This window comes from Methylobacterium sp. M6A4_1b (genome assembly GCF_053345175.1).
This window is the reverse complement of record NZ_JBKEZQ010000004.1, coordinates 193,178-210,055: the sequence shown is the minus strand read 5'-3', so window position 1 is coordinate 210,055 and position 16,878 is coordinate 193,178. Positions and strand designations below refer to the sequence as shown.

Genomic DNA, 16,878 nt, shown 5'->3' with positions numbered 1-16,878 from the left:
CGCGGCGGCGGCGCAACGCGCGCGGCCCCAGGCTCGTTGACGCGTGCCCGCGCCGGACCAGATAGGCACTGACCCTTCGGAGAGCCCCAACCCATGCGCTTCCTTCACACCATGGTCCGCGTCGCGGATCTCGACCGTGCCCTCGATTTCTACGTGAACACCTTCGGCCTGCAGGAGGTGCGCCGCACCGACAACGAGAAGGGCCGCTTCACCCTGGTGTTCCTGGCCGCGCCCGACGATGCCGGCACCGCCCGGGAGACCCAGGCCCCCGTGATCGAGCTGACCCACAACTGGGACCCCGAGACCTATTCGGGCGGCCGCAACTTCGGCCACCTCGCCTACGAGGTCGACGACATCTACGCGTTCTGCGCGAAGCTCCAGGCGGCCGGGATCACGATCAACCGTCCGCCGCGCGACGGCAACATGGCCTTCGTGAAGTCCCCGGACGGGATCTCGATCGAGCTGCTGCAGAAGGGCCCCGCCAAGCCGCCGCAGGAGCCCTGGTCCTCGATGGAGAACACCGGCTCCTGGTAGGCCGGCCCCGACGAGCCGCCCCGCGCGGGCGGCTCGTCCCGTCCTCAGGCGCCGGTCTCGGGCGCGGGCGTGATGCCGAGCTGGCTCAGCTTGGCCGCCACGACCTCGATCGGCCGGCGCAGCTTGAGGCTGATGACCGAGACCGGGATGCCCTCGCGGGCCATCTCGGTGAGTTGCTGGACGGATTCGAGCGTCCAGGCCGTGTCGTTCGTCGCCATCGCTTCCTCCTCATCCTCGACGTTCGGTGACGCCGGGCTCGCCCGGCGCCAGACCGAGAGACGTGGCGCGAGGCGCGGCGCCCGCAAGCCGCGAGGCCAAAATCTCGCCATGCCGCTCCCGAGGGCACGATGCGTGGGGGATGGGCCTTGACCCCCGGCCCGCCCGCGGCGCACATCCGCGCCGGATCAGTCGGCCGGGCGGCCGCTCCGGGTGTCATGCCCGGGGAGGAAAGTCCGGGCTCCATGGAGAGACGGTGCCGGATAACGTCCGGCGGGGGCGACCCCAGGGACAGTGCCACAGAGAGCAGACCGCCACGGACCGGCCTCGGCCGATCCGCGGTAAGGGTGAAAGGGTGCGGTAAGAGCGCACCGCGGACGCGGCAACGCGGACGGCACGGCAAACCCCACCGGGAGCAAAACCGAATAGGGGCGACACGGGGGGGCCTCGCGGCCCCGTCAGGCCCTCTCTCCAGGCCCGTCGCCCGGGTTGGTTGCTCGAGGCGGTCGGCAACGATCGTCCCAGAGGAATGGCCGCCACGTCAGGGGGCCGCAAGGTCCCCGGGCCCTACAGAACCCGGCTTACAGGCCGGCTGATCCCCCACCGCTTCGGCGCGCGCCGCGTCTCCGACGGCGCCGCGCGCCCTCGCGGCGGCGGCCCTTGGCAGTCGCCGGAGCGCCCCCGCCGACCCGCCGGTCTCGCGCGGTGCCGGCGCCGCCGTCGCGCATCGGGAAAGCGCTTTGAGAGCGAAAACTTACGCTCGGTTAACCTTGCTGAGGTCTGATCCTCGGGAGCCGCTCCCCCTCGGCCAGGTTCGTTGACGGCGCTCAGAGGCCCATGGTACCCCGATTCATCCCGTCAACGGCGATTTTCGGATCGACGGACGCAGCCTGTCCCAGGCAGGCCGGTGTCCGCATGCGCGGTCGCGTCACGCGTCGACCCGGAGACGCCCCGTCTCTCCGAGCCGCGCTCGCGCGCTCCAGCCCCGTGGAAGGGACGCATGCGCCGCTTCGATCCGGTCGAGCCCTCACTCCTACCCTTCGCCCGAGCGATGCCCGCGCGACCGCCGCGCGCCGGGATCGCCCGGTGACGCGCGCGCCCCGCGAGGCGCGGGTGAGCCGATCCGTCGACGGGGCCCCGCACGTTCCCGTTCTCCTCGCCGAGGTCCTCGACGCCCTCGACCTGCCGGGCCGGGCGCTCGCCGTCGACGGCACCTTCGGGGCCGGCGGCTACACCCGGGCGATGCTCGGGACCGACCCGGCCGTTCACGTTCTGGCGATCGACCGCGACCCCGGCGCCATCGCGGGCGGCGCGCTCCTGGTGGCGGAGGCTGGCGGCCGCCTGACCCTCGTGTCGGGCCGGTTCGGCACCCTCGACGCCTGCGTCCGCGAGGCCGGTCACGCTTGGGCCGACGCGGTCGTCCTCGATATCGGCGTCTCGTCGATGCAGATCGACCAGCCCGAGCGCGGCTTCTCCTTCCGCAACGACGGCCCCCTCGACATGCGCATGGAGCGCGCCGGGCCGAGCGCCGCCGACCTCGTCAACGACTCCGAGGAAGCCGACCTCGCCGACATCATCTTCCACTACGGCGAGGAGCGCCGCTCCCGCGCCGTCGCCCGGGCGATCATCGAGGCGCGCCGCAAGGGCCGCATCGAGACCACCGCGGCCCTGGCCGAGATCGTGGCCAGCGTGGTCTGGGCCGATCCGGCCAGCGGCATCCATCCGGCGACCCGGACCTTCCAGGGCCTGCGCATCGCGGTCAACGACGAACTGGGCGAGCTCGTGCAGGCGCTGCACGCCGCCGAGCACATCCTCAAGCCCGGCGGCCGCCTCGCGGTGGTCACCTTCCACTCGCTGGAGGACCGGATCGTGAAGCAGTTCTTCTCGGCCCGCAGCGGCCGGGCGGCGCAGGCCTCCCGCCACCTCCCGAGCCTGGAAGCGCCGGCGCCGCGCAGCTTCGCGGCCGTGACCAAGGGCCCGGTGCTGCCGACCGAGGCCGAGACCGCCGCCAATCCCCGCGCCCGCTCGGCCAAGCTGCGCGCGGTGGAACGCACGGACGCCCCCGTGCCCGCCCCCCTGGCCGCCATCGAGACCCTGGCCGCGCTCCCGGCGCGGACAGGTCGGAGCGGAGGAGCGCGCCGGTGATCCGTTTGCTCAACCTGATCGCAGTGCTCGGCCTGATCGGCTCGGCAATCTACGCCTACTCGATCAAGTACGACACGCTCTACCAGGCCGGGCAGGTCTCGAAGGCCCAGACCCAGCTCAAGAAGGAGCGCCAGGCCATCGCGGTCCTGCGCGCCGAGTGGCAGCTCCTGACCCGGCCGGACCGGCTCCAGGCGGCGGTGGAGCGCTACCTCGCCCTGGAGCCCATCGGCACCGCCCATCTCGGGCGCCTCGCCGACCTGCCGGCCCGCCCGGACCGCGGCGACGAGATCGGCCGGCTCCTGGCCGCCACCGCGACGCCGAAGGAGAAGCCGACGGCGAGCCGCGGCGGCGACGAGCCGCGCACCACCGGCAGCGTGACGCCGCGCACCACCACGACCAGAACCCCGACCACGACTTCGAGGTAGTGCCCGTGTCCGAAGTCCCGCCGCCCGGCCAGGGCTCGATCCAGTCCGCCCGGACCAATCCTCCGGCCGAGCCGGCTCACGCCCCCGATCCTGCCGCCGAAGCCGGCGCGCCGCACGAGGCCGTCTCCGCCGAGTCCGCGACGCCCGAGGAAATCGGTGTCGAGCGGACGCGGCTGGAGCCGTCGGCCGAGGGCCTCGCGTCGCCGGCGTCGAGGCGCCAGTGGATCGTCCGCAACGTCCGGGCGATGTTCCACCTCGCCATCGAGCGCTCCTATACCCGCGTCGGCCTCGTGGGCCTCGCCTTCACGATGGTGTTCGCCACCATCAGCGGGCGCCTGATCCTGGGCGCCGCCTTTCCGGAGGCCGACAACGGCGACCGCCGGATCGCGGCCGCCGCCACCACCGCGATCCGCCCGGACATCGTCGATCGCAACGGCGAGATCCTGGCCACCGACATCCGCACGGTCTCGATCTTCGCCGAACCCCGCAACATCTACGACAAGGACGAGGCGGTCGAACTCCTCACCGCCGTGCTGCCGCAGATCAACGCCACCGAACTGCGCGCCAAGCTCTCCACCAAGAAGGGCTTCGTCTGGGTCAAGCGCGAGATCACGCCCAAGCAGCAGGCCGAAGTCCATCGCCTCGGCATTCCCGGCGTCGGATTCCTGCCCGACCACAAGCGCGTCTACCCCAACGGGGTCGCGGCCGCGCACATCCTCGGCGTGACCAACCTCGACAACATCGGCATCGCCGGCATCGAGAAGTACATCGACAACCAGGGCAACAAGGCACTCAACGATTTCGGCCTCGTGGCCAAGCAGACCGACCTGAAGCCGATCCAGCTCTCCATCGACCTGCGGGCGCAGTTCGCCGTGCGGGACGAACTCGCCTGGGGCCTCGACCACTTCAAGGCCAAGGCCGCCGCCGGCATGATCCTCGACGTCCAGACCGGCGAGGTGATCGCGCTCGCCTCCCTGCCGGACTTCGACCCGAACGATCCGGCCGACGCGCTCAACCCCGACCGCATCAACCGCATGAACGTCGGCGTCTACGAGATGGGCTCGACCTTCAAGGCGATGACCCTCGCGATGGCCCTCGATTCCGGCAAGTTCAACGTCAACTCCACCTTCGACACCCGCGGCGGCGTGCTGAACTGGGGCCGGCAGAAGATCCACGAATACCACGGCACCAACCGCGTCATCACGATGCCGGAGGTGTTCACCCACTCGTCGAACATCGGCTCGGCCAAGATGGCGCTCGGCATCGGCGTGCCCGGCCACAAGGCCTTCCTCAAGAAGATGGGCCTGACCGACCGGATGCGGACGGAGCTGCCCGAGAGCGCCGAGCCCATCGTCCCGGCCCGCTGGACCGAGATCAACACCATCACCATCGCGTTCGGCCACGGCCTCGCGGTGGCGCCGATCCAGGCGACGGCGGCGGTGGCGGCCATCGCCAATGGCGGCTTCCTGATGACGCCCACCTTCCTCAAGACCACGGCCGAGGAGGCGATGGCCAAGGCCACCCGCGTGCTCAAGCCCGAGACCAGCGAGGCGATGCGCTTCATCATGCGCCTCAACGCGGTCGAGGGGTCGGCCAAGAAGGCCTCGATCCCGTACTACTACGTCGGCGGCAAGACCGGCACCGCCGAGAAGGTGATCCACGGGCGCTACGTCAAGAACCGCCTGTTCACGACCTTCATGGCCGCGGCCCCCATGAACAACCCGAAATACCTCTTCGTCACCATCATGGACGAGCCCCAGGGCCTGCCGGAATCCGGCGGCTACGCCACCGCGGCCTGGAATTCCGGCGTCGTCACCGGCCGGGTGATCGAGCGCGTCGCCCCCGTCCTCGGCCTGCCGCCGCAATTCGACCCGCCGGTGAAGCCCTTCCCCCTGATGGTGAAACTCGGCGCCTACCACGCCACGCAGGTCGACGGGCGATGAGCGGGCCGACCCTCGGCGGGCTCTTCCCCGAGGCGGAGGCCGGAAGCGCCGGCCTGCCGGTCTCGGGCCTCACGGCGGACTCGCGAAACGTCGCGCCGGGCTTCGTCTTCGTCGCCGTTCCGGGCACCGCCGCCGACGGCCGCCGCTTCGCGGGCAAGGCCGCGGCGGCCGGCGCCGTCGCGGTGGTGAGCGAGGGCCCCAGGCCGGCGGGGCTCGACGCCACCGTGCCCTACCTCGCCGTCGCGGACGTGCGCCGCAGCCTCGCCCTCGCGGCGCAAGCCTTCTCGGCCCGGCAGCCGGCCCAGATCGTGGCGGTGACCGGGACGAGCGGGAAGAGCTCCGTCACCGACTTCGTGCGCCAGATCCTGGCGCGCCTCGGCGCCGAGGCGGCGAGCCTCGGAACGGTGGGCATCGTCACCAACCGGGGCGCCACCTACGGCTCCCTGACCACCCCCGACCCCGTGACCCTGCACGCCACCCTGGCGCGGCTCGCCGAGGACGGCATCGGATACCTGGCGATGGAGGCCTCCTCCCACGGGATCGAGCAGCGCCGCCTCGACGGAGTGGCGCTCGCCGCGGTGGGCTACACCAATCTCGGGCGCGACCACCTCGACTACCACGCCACCATGGACGACTACCTGGCGGCCAAGCTGCGGCTGTTCACGACCCTCGCGCAGCCCGGCATCCCGGCGGTGGTCAACCTCGACGGCGCCTATGCCGACATCGTCGTGGCGGCGGCCTCGGCCCGCGGCCTCGACGTCCACACCACGGGGTCGAAGGGCGACACGGTGCGGCTGATCTCGGCGCGGACCGAAGGCTTCCACCAGCACCTCGCGCTCCAGGCGCCCGGTCCATCGGGCCGGCTGCAGGACTACGCGGTGCGCCTGCCGCTGGTCGGCGGATTCCAGGTCGAGAACGCGCTCCTGGCCGCCGGCCTCGTGCTGACGACTCCCGCGGGCCGGGCCGACCGCCCGGGCGTGATCGCCGCCCTCGAACACCTCACCGGGGTTCCGGGGCGCATGGAGCGCATCGGCGAGGCCAATGGCGGCCTCTGCCTCGTGGACTACGCCCACAAGCCGGAGGCCCTCGACGGCGTGCTGACGGCCCTGCGCCCCTTCGCGACCGGCCGCCTGCGCCTCGTCTTCGGCTGCGGCGGCGACCGCGACACGGGCAAGCGCCCGATCATGGGCGCCATCGCGGCGAGACAAGCCGACGCCGTCATCGTCACCGACGACAATCCCCGCAGCGAGGATCCCGCCACGATCCGGGCGGCGATCCTGGCCGCCGCGCCGGGCGCCGTGGAGATCGGCGACCGGGCCGAGGCGATCCGCACCGCCGTGCAGGCCCTGGAGCCCGGCGACGTGCTCGTGGTGGCCGGCAAGGGCCATGAAACCGGCCAGATCGTGGGGTCACAGGTCCTGCCCTTCTCGGACCACGACGTCCTCCGGGCTGCGATCGCGGAACGCTCAGCATGACCGACAACACCCCGCCCTGCACCACCCCGCTCTGGACCGGCGACGCCCTCGCGGCCGCCACCGGCGGCACCCTGCTGGGCGAGGCCGGGCCGATCACCGGCGCCTCGATCGACACGCGCACGCTGCAGCCGGGCGACCTGTTTTTCGCCATTCGCGGCGAGGCCCGGGACGGGCACGACTTCGTCGCCGCCGCCCTGGCGCGCGGGGCCGGCGCGGCCGTCGTCGCGGCCGACCGGGCGCAGGATTTCGCGGGCGCCGGGCCGGTCCTGGCCGTCTCGGGCGCGGGCGAGGACCCGGTCCTCGACGCCATGCGGGCGCTCGGCACCGCGGCCCGGGCGCGCACGCAGGCCGGCATCGTCGCGGTGACGGGCTCCGTGGGCAAGACCGGGACCAAGGAGGCCCTGCGCCACGTGCTCTCCGGGCAGGGAGCGACCCACGCCTCCATCGCCTCCTACAACAATCACTGGGGCGTGCCCTTGACCCTGGCGCGCATGCCCGCCGACACGCAGTTCGGCGTGTTCGAGATCGGCATGAACCACCCGCGCGAGATCGTGCCGCTCACCGCGATGGTGCGGCCCGACATCGCCTTGGTCACCACCGTCGAGCCCGTGCACATCGAGCACTTCGCCTCGCTCTCGGCCATCGCCGACGCCAAGGGCGAGATCTTCTCCGGGTTGAAGGCGGGCGGCACCGCCATCATCAACCGCGACAACCCGAACTACGCGCGGCTGCTGGCCCACGCCCAGGCCTCCCGCGCCGGCCGTGTCGTCACCTTCGGCGAGCATCCGGAGGCGGATGTCCGCGCCCAGCGCATCGTGCTGCGCCCCGACCTCTCGGTGGTCGATTCCGTGGTGATGGGCATTCCGGTGACCTACCGGCTCGGCACGCCGGGCCGGCACACGGCCATGAACTCGCTGGGCGTGATGGCGGTGGTGCATGCCCTCGGGGCGGACCTCGCCCGCGCGGCCCTGTCGCTGGCGGCCCTGCGGCCGCCGGTCGGCCGCGGCGAGCGCACGGCCCTGGCGGTCGGGGAGGGCGAGGCCTTCCTGGTCGACGAGAGCTACAACGCCAACCCGGCCTCGATCCGCGCCGCCCTGGCGACCCTGGCCGGCATCGAGACCGGCCCGCGCGGGCGCCGCATCGCGGTGCTGGGGGACATGCTGGAGCTCGGACCCGAGGGCGAAGCGCACCACCGCGCGCTCGCCGGGCCGGTGGACGCCGCCAAGGTCGATCTCGTCTTCACGGCCGGGCCGTTGATGCGCAGCCTCTTCGAGGCCCTGCCGGTGAGCCGGCGCGGCGCGTGCGCGGCGACCTCCGCCGATCTGCTCGAACCCGTGCTGGCGGCCCTGCGTCCCGGGGACGCCGTGATGGTGAAGGGTTCGAACAGCATCCGCATGGGCCGGATTGTCGAAGCGCTCAAAGCCCGTTACGCGAACGCCCAAGCCGAACCGCCGCACGCCGTCGCGCGCTGAGGCGACCTTCATCACGGCCGGGGAGGGGCGACGCGCGCCCCTGAGCCTCCGGCCGAGTTCCGAACTGAACCACGGCCGGGTGCTGGATGCTGTATCTCCTGTCGGACTTGAGCGGCACCGTCTCCGCCCTCAACGTCTTCCGCTACATCACCTTCCGCACCGGCGGGGCGCTGTTCACGGCGGGCCTGTTCGTGTTCTGGTTCGGTCCGCTCATCATCTCGTCCCTGCGCCTGCGCCAGGGCAAGGGCCAGCCGATCCGCGAGGACGGCCCGCAATCGCACCTGCTGACGAAGCGCGGCACCCCCACCATGGGCGGGCTGATGATCCTCGCCGGCTGCGTGGTGGCGATCCTGCTCTGGGCCAACCCGCGCAACCACTACGTCTGGGTCACCCTGGCGGTGACGCTCGGCTTCGGCGCGATCGGGTTCTACGACGACTACCTCAAGGTGACGAAGCAGTCGCACAAGGGCTTCTCGGGCAAGTTCCGCCTGGTGCTCGAGGCCTGCATCGCCATCGCGGCCTGCGTGCTGATCTCGGTCTACTCGGCGCCCACCCTGCAGAACCAGCTCGCCTTCCCGGTCTTCAAGGACGCGCTCCTGAACCTCGGCTGGTTCTACGTGCTGTTCGCCGCCTTCGTGATCGTCGGCGCCGGCAACTCGGTGAACATGACGGACGGGCTCGACGGCCTCGCCATCGTGCCGGTGATGATCGCCTGCGGCACCTTCGGCGTCATCGCCTACCTCGTCGGCAACGTCTTCACGGCGGGCTACCTGCAGGTGAACTACGTCCGCGACACCGGCGAGCTCGCGGTGGTCTGCGGCGCGGTGATCGGGGCGGGGCTCGGCTTCCTCTGGTTCAACGCGCCCCCCGCCCAGGTCTTCATGGGCGATACCGGGTCCCTCGCCCTCGGCGGCCTCCTCGGTACCATCGCGGTGGCGACCAAGCACGAGATCGTCCTCGCGATCGTCGGCGGCCTGTTCGTGCTGGAGATGATGTCGGTGATCATCCAGGTCGCCTCGTTCAAGCTGACGGGCAAGCGGGTCTTCCGCATGGCGCCGATCCACCACCATTTCGAGCAGAAGGGCTGGAAGGAGCCGCAGGTCGTGATCCGCTTCTGGATCATCGCCGTGATCCTGGCGCTGGCCGGCCTCGCGACCCTGAAGCTGCGCTGAGCCCGATCCCATGACGCCCGGCCCCATGACGCCCGTCACCAGCTTCGCCGGCCAGAAGGTCGCCCTGTTCGGCCTCGGCGGCTCCGGCCTCGCCACCGTCCGCGCCCTGATCGCCGGGGGCGCCGACGTGCTCGCCTGGGACGACAGCCCGGAGAGCACCGGCCGCGCCCGCGAACAGGGCATCACCGTCTTCGACCTCCGCGAGGCCGACTGGACCGGGTTCACGGCCCTCGTCCTCGCTCCCGGCGTGCCCCTGACGCACCCGGTCCCGCACTGGACCGTGGAGAAGGCCGCAGAAGCCGGCATCCCGGTGATCGGCGACATCGAGCTGTTCTGCCGCGAGCGTCGCGCGCTGGCGCCGGGCGCGCCCTTCGTCGCCATCACGGGCACCAACGGGAAGTCGACCACCACGGCGCTGATCGCCCATATCCTGGCCTCGGCGGGCCGCGACGTGCAGATGGGCGGCAACATCGGCACCGCGATCCTGTCCCTGGCGCCGCCCGCGCCGGGCCGGATCCACGTGATCGAGCTGTCATCGTTCCAGATCGACCTGACGCCGAGCCTCGACCCGAGCCTCGGCATCCTCCTCAACATCACCCCCGACCACCTCGACCGCCACGGCACGCTGGCCGACTACGCCGCGATCAAGGGACGGCTGGTGGCGGGCGCGGACCGCGCCATCGTCGGGGTCGACGACGAACGCAGCCGGGCCATCGCCGACGCGCGGACGGGGCCGACCGTGCGCATCCATGTCGGGACGCCGGAGGCGGGCTTCGAGGGCCCGTCGGCCCGCGACGGGACGGTGTTCGACGTCGACGGCACGCCCATCGTCGATCTGTCCGGGATCGGCTCCCTGCGGGGCGCCCATAACTGGCAGAACGCGGCGGTGGCCGCCGCCTGCGTCCGGGCGCTGGGGATCGGCGACGCCGAACTCGTCGCCGGCCTGCGCAGCTTCCCCGGGCTGCCTCACCGCATGGAGGAGGTCGGCCGGCGCGGGCGCGTGCTCTTCGTCAACGACTCGAAGGCCACCAACGCGGATTCCACCGAGAAGGCGCTGACCGCCTTCCACGACATCCACTGGATCCTCGGCGGCAAGGCCAAGGAGGGCGGCATCGCGCCCCTGGCGCCGCTCTTCGGCCGCGTGGCGCACGCCTACCTCATCGGCGCGGCGAGCGAGGCCTTCGCCGCCACCCTCGAGGGCCGGGTCCCCTACACGGCGTGCGGGACGCTCGCGGCCGCCACCGCGAAGGCCGCCGAGGCGGCCGCCGCGTCGGGTGCGCAGGAGCCCGTGGTCCTGCTGTCCCCGGCCTGCGCCTCCTACGATCAGTTCCGGAGCTTCGAGGATCGTGGGGATCAATTCCGGAATCTGGTGCGCGCGCTGCCCTGACGCCCTGCGCCACGCGAATCGCAATCCAAATTCTCAATCATTCTCGCCTCCCATCGACGGCGTGTAGCGCGGTCCCGCCCTGTCGGCGGCGCGGTGATGGGTTGAGTGCATGGCGTTCACGATGGCACCCGGCGCCGCGCGCTGGCAGGCGGGCGCCTGGGCCCAGATCCCCGTCCTGCACGTGCTCCGGCGTTTCGCGACGCTGCTCCTCGTCGCCTTCATCTTCTTCGCCTGCTTCGCCTTCTCGGACACCTCGCCCTACGACGTGGTGGCGATCCCCACCATCGTGCTCTGGCTCTGTCTCGGCCTGCGCCTGTACCGGGGCATGGTGCCGCTGCTCTGGCTGCTGATCCTCTACGTCGGTTCGATCACGGTGGCGCTGCTGCCCTATGTCGACCAGCCGCTGCCGGTGACCTGGACGATCCAGCTCGCCTACCTGGCGATCACCGGCGTGTTCTTCGCGATGCTGTTCTCCGACGACACGCAGGCGCGGATGGAACTCGCGCTCAAGACCTTCGTGGCGAGCTGCCTCCTGTCGAGCGCCTTCGGCATCCTCGGCTATTTCGGCTTCATCCCCACCGAAGACCTGTTCTACAAGTACGGCCGCGCCTCGGGCACCTTCCAGGACCCGAACGTCTTCGGCTCGTTCCTGACGCTGGGCGCCCTCTACCTCATGCACGGCCTGCTCCTCGGCACGAGCCGGCGGCCGATCTTCGCCTCCGCGATCCTGATGGTGATCGTGGCGGGCATCTTCCTCTCGTTCTCGCGCGGCTCCTGGGCGGGCACGCTGATCGCCGTCTTCGTGATGGTCGCCAGCGTCTACGCCACGACGCCCTCGGCGCGCCTGCGCCGACGCATCGTCACCCTGACGGTGCTCGCGGTCGTCGCCACCGCGGTCGCCATCGTCGGCCTGCTGTCGATCGGCGACACCGCGGAGATGTTCTCCAAGCGCGCCGCGGTCACGCAGGACTACGACACCGGCGAGAACGGCCGCTTCGGCAACCAGATGCGGGGCCTCGGCATGCTGGTCGACGAGCCCTTCGGGATGGGTCCCCTGCGCTGGCGCCTGATCTTCGCCCTGGAGCCGCACAACACCTTCATCGGCAGCTTCGCCAATGGCGGCTGGCTCGCCGGCGTCACCTTCATCGGCCTCGTCCTGACGACGAGCGTCGTCGGCTTCCGCCTGATGCGCCGCGATACGCCCTATCGCCGGCACGCCCAGATCGTCTTCCCGGCCCTGCTGATGTTCTTCCTGCAGGCCTTCCAGATCGACATCGAGAAGTGGCGCCACGTCTACATGATGCTGGGCATGATCTGGGGCCTGGAGGCGGCACGGCTGCGCTGGCTGACGGCCGGGGACCGGGCCTGACGCTGCGCCGGGCCGGAGAGGATCTCAGGCCGCCTCCGGCTCGGGGTCTCCCGACTCGGGGTCTTCCGGCGCGGGGTCCTCCGGCTGAAGGTCTTCCGGCTCCGGATCGGCCGTCCAGGCCGTGGCGAAGGCTGCCAGATGGCGGGCATCCGCGAAGGCCAGGACGGTGACGGCCCGGTCCGCCGGCATGCCGCCGGGATAGGGCGACAGCAGGACCTTCTCCTCCGACAGTTTGGCCCCCGGCGCATGCTCGGCGAGCCAGGCCGCGGCCTCGGGCGAGAGGCGGCTCGGATCGGCCGCGTCGCGCGCCCGCGAATCGCCGCGCAGGACGAGGACGTAGGAGCCGAGCGCCGGATTGCGCTGCTGCACGGCCTTTACGATGTCGAGAAACATGCCGATCGGTTCCCGGTTGTGCTCAGTGCAGCTTCACGCGCGACTCGGTCCGCCGGGTCAGCGCGCGGGCGACCGCGTCGAGGGTGGTCTTCACCGTGCCGTGCAGCGCCTGCTCGTGCATCTTGTAGAGCGAACGGTACATCATCCGCGCGAACAGCCCGGCGATGAACATGTTCTTGCCCTTGATGAATCCCATCAGGCTGCCGACGGTGGAGTATTCGCCCAACGAGACCAGCGAGCCGAAGTCGCGGTACTTGAAGGCCTTCAACGGCTTGCCGGCCATCTTGTCGGGGATGATCTTGATGAGGTGCGAGGCCTGCTGGTGCGCGGCCTGGGCGCGGGGCGGGATCGGGGTGTCGGAGCCCTTCTCGACCAGGTAGGCGCAGTCGCCCATCGCGAAGATGTCCGGGTCGCGGGTGGTCTGCAGGGTCGGCGTCACCACGAGCTGGTTGTTGCGCGTGGTCTCGAGGCCGCCGATCTCGTGGAGGAAGGGCGGCGCCTTCACGCCGGCCGCCCAGACCACGAGTTCGGAGGGGATGAAGCCGCCGTCGGCGAGCTGGACGCCGTCGGGCCGGACCTCCGTCACCCGCGCTCCGGTGCGGACCTCGACGCCGATCTTGTCGAGCAGCACCATGACGTCCCGGGACATCCGCTCCGGCACCGCCGGCAGGATGCGGCTCGCCGCCTCGACCAGGGTGATCTTGAGGTCTTTCGCCGGGTCGATGCGGTCGAGGCCGGTGGCGGCCACGTCGCGGGTGGTCCGGTGGAGCTCGGCGGCGAGCTCGGTGCCGGTCGCGCCGGCGCCGATCACCGTGACGTGGAGCTGGCCCGGGCGCACCGGACCCGGCTGGGTGTGGGCGCGCAGCATGCCGTTGATCAGGCGCTGGTGGAAGCGCACCGCCTGGCCCTGGGTGTCGAGGGCGATGGCGTTCTCCTTCACGCCGGGCGTGCCGAAATCATTGGTGGTGGAACCCACCGCCATCACCAGCGTGTCGTAGGGGATCTCGCGCACGGGCGTGACCTCGCGCCCCTCGGTGTCGTGGCTGGCCGCGAGGTGAATCACGCGCTTGGACCGGTCGAGGCCGGTCATCTCGCCGATTCGGTAGCGGAAATGGTGCCGGTGGGCATGGTGCAGGTAGTCGACCGCGTGGTGCCCGACATCGAGGCTGCCGGCGGCGACCTCGTGCAGCAGCGGCTTCCAGATGTGGGTCCGCGCCCGGTCGACCAGGGTGACGTGGGCCTTCTGCGTGCGACCGAGCTTGTCGCCCAGCTTCGTGGCGAGCTGCAGGCCCGCCGCGCCGCCGCCAACGACCACGATGCGGTGTAAGGTGTCCTCGGTTTCGCCCGGTACCATGTCTCTGACGTCCTCGTGTGCCGCGGCTGCGTGCCCCCACGACGGGCGACGCATGTTCATCCCGCGTTGGAGCTTAAAAGGATTACAAACCGACCGCTATTCCCGTTACGCCGGTGCGCCCGGCTGGCGCAGGGGATGCGCCCGGGCGAAGGCGTCCTGGGCGAGGCAATCCTCGGCGATCCGGCGCACGGTCGGGAACGGCGCGGTGTCGACGCCGAAGATGCCGGTGCCGACCCAGAGGCTGACGAGGCAGAGATCGGCGTGGCTGACGGCGTCCCCTTGCGCGTAGCGCCCGGTGCCGGGCTCGCGGGTGAGGCGGGTCTCCAGGGTCTGCAGACCGGTCGCCATCCAGTGGCGCACGAAGCCGAGCATGCGCTCGCGCGGCAGGTCGTAGGTCTCCATCAGGAAGTTGCGCACCCGCGGCACGTAGAGCGGGTGTGTGTCGCAGGCCACGACCTGGGCCAGGGAGCGGGCGCGGGCGCGCTCGCGGGGCTGGCTCGGCAGCAGCGGCGTGGCCGGATGGACGTCCTCGAGATAGTCGAGGATCGCCAGCGACTGGATCAGCGGCGGATCCTCGCCATCGAAGAAGGCCGGCACCGCGCCCTGCGGATTGATCGCGAGGAATTCCGGCTTGAACTGCTCGCCGGCATCGAGGTCGAGGAAGACTTCCTCGTAGGCGATGCCCTTGAGATTGAGCGCGACCCGGACACGGAAGGCCGCGGCCGAGCGCCAATTGCCGTACATCTTCATGCGCGCAACGTTTCCTCTTCGCGGAATCTTATCCGTCTCTTATCGTCCGGCGACCACACCCGACATCGCGCCGGCCCGCAAGCCCGTTCTGCCGGCGAATGCCGGCGGATTGCACGATTTGGCAGCGCCGTGATCATCGCGCATAGGAGAAGGCGAGGGGTCCATCCTCGGCCGATGAGTGACGCGATGCAGATCGACACGCCCTACCTGATGTTCCTCGGCGACGTGCCCGATCGCCTCGCCGCCAAGACGGCCTACGGCATCAAGGACTGGCGTCCCGAGTGGTGCGTCGGCCAGCTGCGGCTGCCGGGCTGCGCCGCGGATCTCGGGATTCCGGACCTCACCCTGGCCGAGGCCGTCGCGAAGGGCTGCCGCACCCTGGTGATCGGCGTCGCCAATGCCGGCGGCGTCCTGCCGGAGCACTGGATCGCCGAGGTCGTTTCGGCGCTGGAGGCGGGACTCGACATCGCCAGCGGGCTGCATGCCCGCCTCGGGGCGGTGCCGGCGATCGCCGAGGCCGCCGAGCGCAACGGCCGGCAGCTGCACGACGTGCGGCACACAGCCGAGACCTTCGCCACCGGCAAGGGCACCCGGCGGCCCGGCCGCCGCCTGCTCAGCGTCGGCACCGACTGCTCGGTCGGCAAGAAGTACACCGTGCTCGCCCTGGAGCGCGGCATGCGCGAGCGCGGGCTCGACGCGGATTTCCGCGCCACCGGCCAGACCGGCGTCTTCATCTCGGGGCGCGGCGTCGCCATCGACGCGGTCGTGGCCGACTTCATCTCCGGCGCCGTCGAGTGGATCGCGCCCGCGGCGGCGCCGGACCACTGGGACCTCCTCGAGGGCCAGGGCTCGCTGTTCCACCCCTCCTTCGCCGGCGTCAGCCTCGGGCTGCTGCACGGGGCGCAGGCCGATGCCTTCGTGGTCTGCCACGAGCCGACCCGGACGACCATGCGCGGCGTCCAGCACCCGCTGCCGACCATCCGGGAGGTGATCGATCTCACGGTCCAGCTCGGACGCCTGACCAACCCGGACATCCGTCCGGTGGGCATCGCCGTCAACACCCAGGACCTGGAGGAGGGGGCGGCCCGGGCGCTCCTGTCCGACCTCGCCCGCGAGCACGACCTGCCGGCCACCGATCCGGTCCGCTTCGGCGTCGCGGGGATCGTCGACCGGATCGTCGCCGAATTTCCGCCCGCCGAGGCTTCCCTCGCGATCACGGGGGCGAGCGCGTGACCCGTCGCCTCGACGTCGCGGTCGAGCGCTTCCCCATCGCGGGCGCCTTCACCATCGCGCGGGGCAGCCGCACCGAGGCGGTGGTGGTCGTCGCCACCGTCACCGACGCGGAGGGTCGGGCCGGGCGCGGCGAGTGCGTGCCCTATGCCCGCTACGGCGAGACCGTGGAGAGCGTCGTCGCGCTGATCCAGGATCATGCCGAGGCGATCGCCGTGGGGGCGACCCGGGCCGACCTGCAGGTCGGGATGAAGGCGGGGGCCGCGCGCAACGCCCTCGACTGCGCCCTGTTCGACCTGGAGGCCAAGCAGCTCGGGCGCCCCGCCTTCGCCATCGCCGGCCTGTCCGCGCCGCAGATGGCCACCACCGCCTATACCCTCAGCCTCGGCGCTCCGGAGAGCATGGAGGAGGCCGCGCGCAAGGCCGCCCACCGGCCGCTGCTCAAGGTGAAGCTCGGCGGTGCCGGCGACCCCGAGCGGATCGCCGCCGTGCGGCGCGGCGCGCCCGATTCGCGCCTGATCGTGGATGCCAACGAGGCTTGGGCGGCGGACACGATCGAGGCCAACCTCGCGGCCTGCGTCGCCGCCGACGTCCGGCTGATCGAGCAGCCCCTGCCCGCCGGGGAGGACGCGCTCCTCGCCGAGATCGGCCGGCCGATCCCGATCTGCGCCGACGAGAGCCTCCACGACCGCGCCGGCCTCGACGCCCTCAGCCGGCGCTACGACGCCATCAACATCAAGCTCGACAAGGCCGGCGGCCTGACCGAAGCGGTGATGCTGGCCCACGAGGCGCGGGCACGCGGCTTCTCCCTGATGATCGGCTGCATGGTCGGCACTTCCCTCGCCATGGCGCCCGCCATGCTGCTCGCCCACCACGCCGAGTACGTCGACCTCGACGGTCCGCTGCTGCTCGCCCGCGACCGGGAGCCGGCCCTGCGCTTCGAGGGAAGCCTGATCTACCCGCCCGAGCCCGAATTGTGGGGGTGAGGTCACAGGCCTCACACCATCCCACGC

15 protein-coding genes and 1 other RNA gene are annotated in these 16,878 nt (G+C 71.5%); 12 read left to right on the top strand and 4 right to left on the bottom strand.

Translation table 11 applies throughout. From position 1 onward, the window contains the following. Nucleotides 1-93: 93 nt before the first annotated feature. Complete coding sequence (gene gloA / locus ACLBWX_RS06300; protein WP_056476082.1) at nucleotides 94-534, top strand: lactoylglutathione lyase; 441 nt, start codon at nucleotides 94-96, stop codon at nucleotides 532-534. A gap of 44 nt (nucleotides 535-578) precedes the next feature. Here gloA and ACLBWX_RS06295 read toward each other — a convergent pair whose 3' ends face one another. Then, nucleotides 579-752, bottom strand: coding sequence for a hypothetical protein (locus tag ACLBWX_RS06295; protein ID WP_447676215.1), 174 nt, complete (start codon nucleotides 750-752; stop codon nucleotides 579-581). A gap of 186 nt (nucleotides 753-938) precedes the next feature. Here ACLBWX_RS06295 and rnpB point away from each other — a divergent pair. From rnpB to ACLBWX_RS06250, 9 genes are all read left to right on the top strand, one after another. Continuing rightward, an RNA gene (gene rnpB, locus ACLBWX_RS06290) (RNase P RNA component class A) lies at nucleotides 939-1,350 on the top strand. Between the two features lie 486 nt (nucleotides 1,351-1,836). Further along, on the top strand, nucleotides 1,837-2,895 hold the full coding sequence (gene rsmH, locus ACLBWX_RS06285) for a 16S rRNA (cytosine(1402)-N(4))-methyltransferase RsmH (protein ID WP_447676214.1): 1,059 nt from the start codon (nucleotides 1,837-1,839) through the stop codon (nucleotides 2,893-2,895). Further along, on the top strand, nucleotides 2,892-3,320 hold the full coding sequence (gene ftsL / locus ACLBWX_RS06280) for a cell division protein FtsL (protein WP_447676213.1): 429 nt from the start codon (nucleotides 2,892-2,894) through the stop codon (nucleotides 3,318-3,320). The genes rsmH and ftsL overlap by 4 nt, the downstream gene beginning before the upstream one ends. Before the next feature lie 38 nt (nucleotides 3,321-3,358). Continuing rightward, nucleotides 3,359-5,263, top strand: coding sequence for a peptidoglycan D,D-transpeptidase FtsI family protein (locus tag ACLBWX_RS06275; RefSeq protein WP_447676312.1), 1,905 nt, complete (start codon nucleotides 3,359-3,361; stop codon nucleotides 5,261-5,263). After that, nucleotides 5,260-6,738, top strand: coding sequence for a UDP-N-acetylmuramoyl-L-alanyl-D-glutamate--2,6-diaminopimelate ligase (locus tag ACLBWX_RS06270; RefSeq protein WP_447676212.1), 1,479 nt, complete (start codon nucleotides 5,260-5,262; stop codon nucleotides 6,736-6,738). Before ACLBWX_RS06275 ends, ACLBWX_RS06270 begins: the two co-directional genes overlap by 4 nt. Then, nucleotides 6,735-8,210 (top strand): UDP-N-acetylmuramoylalanyl-D-glutamyl-2,6-diaminopimelate--D-alanyl-D-alanine ligase, encoded by a 1,476-nt coding sequence (locus ACLBWX_RS06265; RefSeq protein WP_447676211.1) that lies wholly within the window; start codon nucleotides 6,735-6,737, stop codon nucleotides 8,208-8,210. Before ACLBWX_RS06270 ends, ACLBWX_RS06265 begins: the two co-directional genes overlap by 4 nt. Nucleotides 8,211-8,296: 86 nt before the next feature. Then, a complete protein-coding gene (gene mraY / locus ACLBWX_RS06260; protein ID WP_447676210.1) occupies nucleotides 8,297-9,382 on the top strand; it encodes a phospho-N-acetylmuramoyl-pentapeptide-transferase in 1,086 nt (361 codons plus the stop codon). A gap of 25 nt (nucleotides 9,383-9,407) precedes the next feature. Continuing rightward, nucleotides 9,408-10,769 (top strand): UDP-N-acetylmuramoyl-L-alanine--D-glutamate ligase, encoded by a 1,362-nt coding sequence (gene murD / locus ACLBWX_RS06255; RefSeq protein ID WP_447676311.1) that lies wholly within the window; start codon nucleotides 9,408-9,410, stop codon nucleotides 10,767-10,769. A gap of 109 nt (nucleotides 10,770-10,878) precedes the next feature. Next, entirely contained in the window at nucleotides 10,879-12,138 is a 1,260-nt protein-coding gene (locus tag ACLBWX_RS06250) for an O-antigen ligase family protein (RefSeq protein ID WP_447676209.1), read from the top strand. 24 nt (nucleotides 12,139-12,162) lie between these two features. On the opposite strand, the gene ACLBWX_RS06245 is transcribed toward ACLBWX_RS06250, so the two are convergent. The 3 genes from ACLBWX_RS06245 to maiA all read right to left on the bottom strand — a co-directional run bounded on the left by ACLBWX_RS06245 (nucleotide 12,163) and on the right by maiA (nucleotide 14,635). Further along, nucleotides 12,163-12,531 (bottom strand): hypothetical protein, encoded by a 369-nt coding sequence (locus tag ACLBWX_RS06245; protein WP_447676208.1) that lies wholly within the window; start codon nucleotides 12,529-12,531, stop codon nucleotides 12,163-12,165. Nucleotides 12,532-12,553: 22 nt separating this feature from the next. After that, nucleotides 12,554-13,885 carry an NAD(P)/FAD-dependent oxidoreductase gene (locus tag ACLBWX_RS06240; RefSeq protein ID WP_447676207.1) on the bottom strand — a complete coding sequence of 444 codons (1,332 nt, stop codon included), beginning with the start codon at nucleotides 13,883-13,885 and terminating at the stop codon, nucleotides 12,554-12,556. A gap of 105 nt (nucleotides 13,886-13,990) precedes the next feature. Then, nucleotides 13,991-14,635, bottom strand: a complete 645-nt coding sequence (gene maiA / locus ACLBWX_RS06235; protein WP_447676206.1) for a maleylacetoacetate isomerase — start codon at nucleotides 14,633-14,635, stop codon at nucleotides 13,991-13,993. 186 nt (nucleotides 14,636-14,821) lie between these two features. On the opposite strand from maiA, the gene dgcN reads away from it, so the two are divergent. Next, nucleotides 14,822-15,868, top strand: a complete 1,047-nt coding sequence (gene dgcN, locus ACLBWX_RS06230) for an N-acetyltransferase DgcN (RefSeq protein ID WP_447676205.1) — start codon at nucleotides 14,822-14,824, stop codon at nucleotides 15,866-15,868. Continuing rightward, nucleotides 15,865-16,851, top strand: coding sequence for an N-acetyl-D-Glu racemase DgcA (gene dgcA / locus ACLBWX_RS06225; protein WP_447676204.1), 987 nt, complete (start codon nucleotides 15,865-15,867; stop codon nucleotides 16,849-16,851). The genes dgcN and dgcA overlap by 4 nt, the downstream gene beginning before the upstream one ends. Nucleotides 16,852-16,878 lie beyond the last annotated feature (27 nt).

What these genes read in the sequence shown, in the direction of transcription:
- ACLBWX_RS06270 (WP_447676212.1), top strand. Translation starts at nt 5,260, where the DNA reads ATGAGCGGGCCGACCCTCGGCGGGCTCTTCCCCGAGGCGGAGGCCGGA.
- dgcN (WP_447676205.1), top strand. Translation starts at nt 14,822, where the DNA reads ATGCAGATCGACACGCCCTACCTGATGTTCCTCGGCGACGTGCCCGAT.
- ACLBWX_RS06250 (WP_447676209.1), top strand. Translation starts at nt 10,879, where the DNA reads ATGGCGTTCACGATGGCACCCGGCGCCGCGCGCTGGCAGGCGGGCGCC.
- ACLBWX_RS06240 (WP_447676207.1), bottom strand. Translation starts at nt 13,885, where the DNA reads ATGGTACCGGGCGAAACCGAGGACACCTTACACCGCATCGTGGTCGTT.
- maiA (WP_447676206.1), bottom strand. Translation starts at nt 14,635, where the DNA reads ATGAAGATGTACGGCAATTGGCGCTCGGCCGCGGCCTTCCGTGTCCGG.
- mraY (WP_447676210.1), top strand. Translation starts at nt 8,297, where the DNA reads ATGCTGTATCTCCTGTCGGACTTGAGCGGCACCGTCTCCGCCCTCAAC.
- ACLBWX_RS06265 (WP_447676211.1), top strand. Translation starts at nt 6,735, where the DNA reads ATGACCGACAACACCCCGCCCTGCACCACCCCGCTCTGGACCGGCGAC.
- ACLBWX_RS06295 (WP_447676215.1), bottom strand. Translation starts at nt 752, where the DNA reads ATGGCGACGAACGACACGGCCTGGACGCTCGAATCCGTCCAGCAACTC.
- ACLBWX_RS06245 (WP_447676208.1), bottom strand. Translation starts at nt 12,531, where the DNA reads ATGTTTCTCGACATCGTAAAGGCCGTGCAGCAGCGCAATCCGGCGCTC.
- gloA (WP_056476082.1), top strand. Translation starts at nt 94, where the DNA reads ATGCGCTTCCTTCACACCATGGTCCGCGTCGCGGATCTCGACCGTGCC.
- murD (WP_447676311.1), top strand. Translation starts at nt 9,408, where the DNA reads ATGACGCCCGTCACCAGCTTCGCCGGCCAGAAGGTCGCCCTGTTCGGC.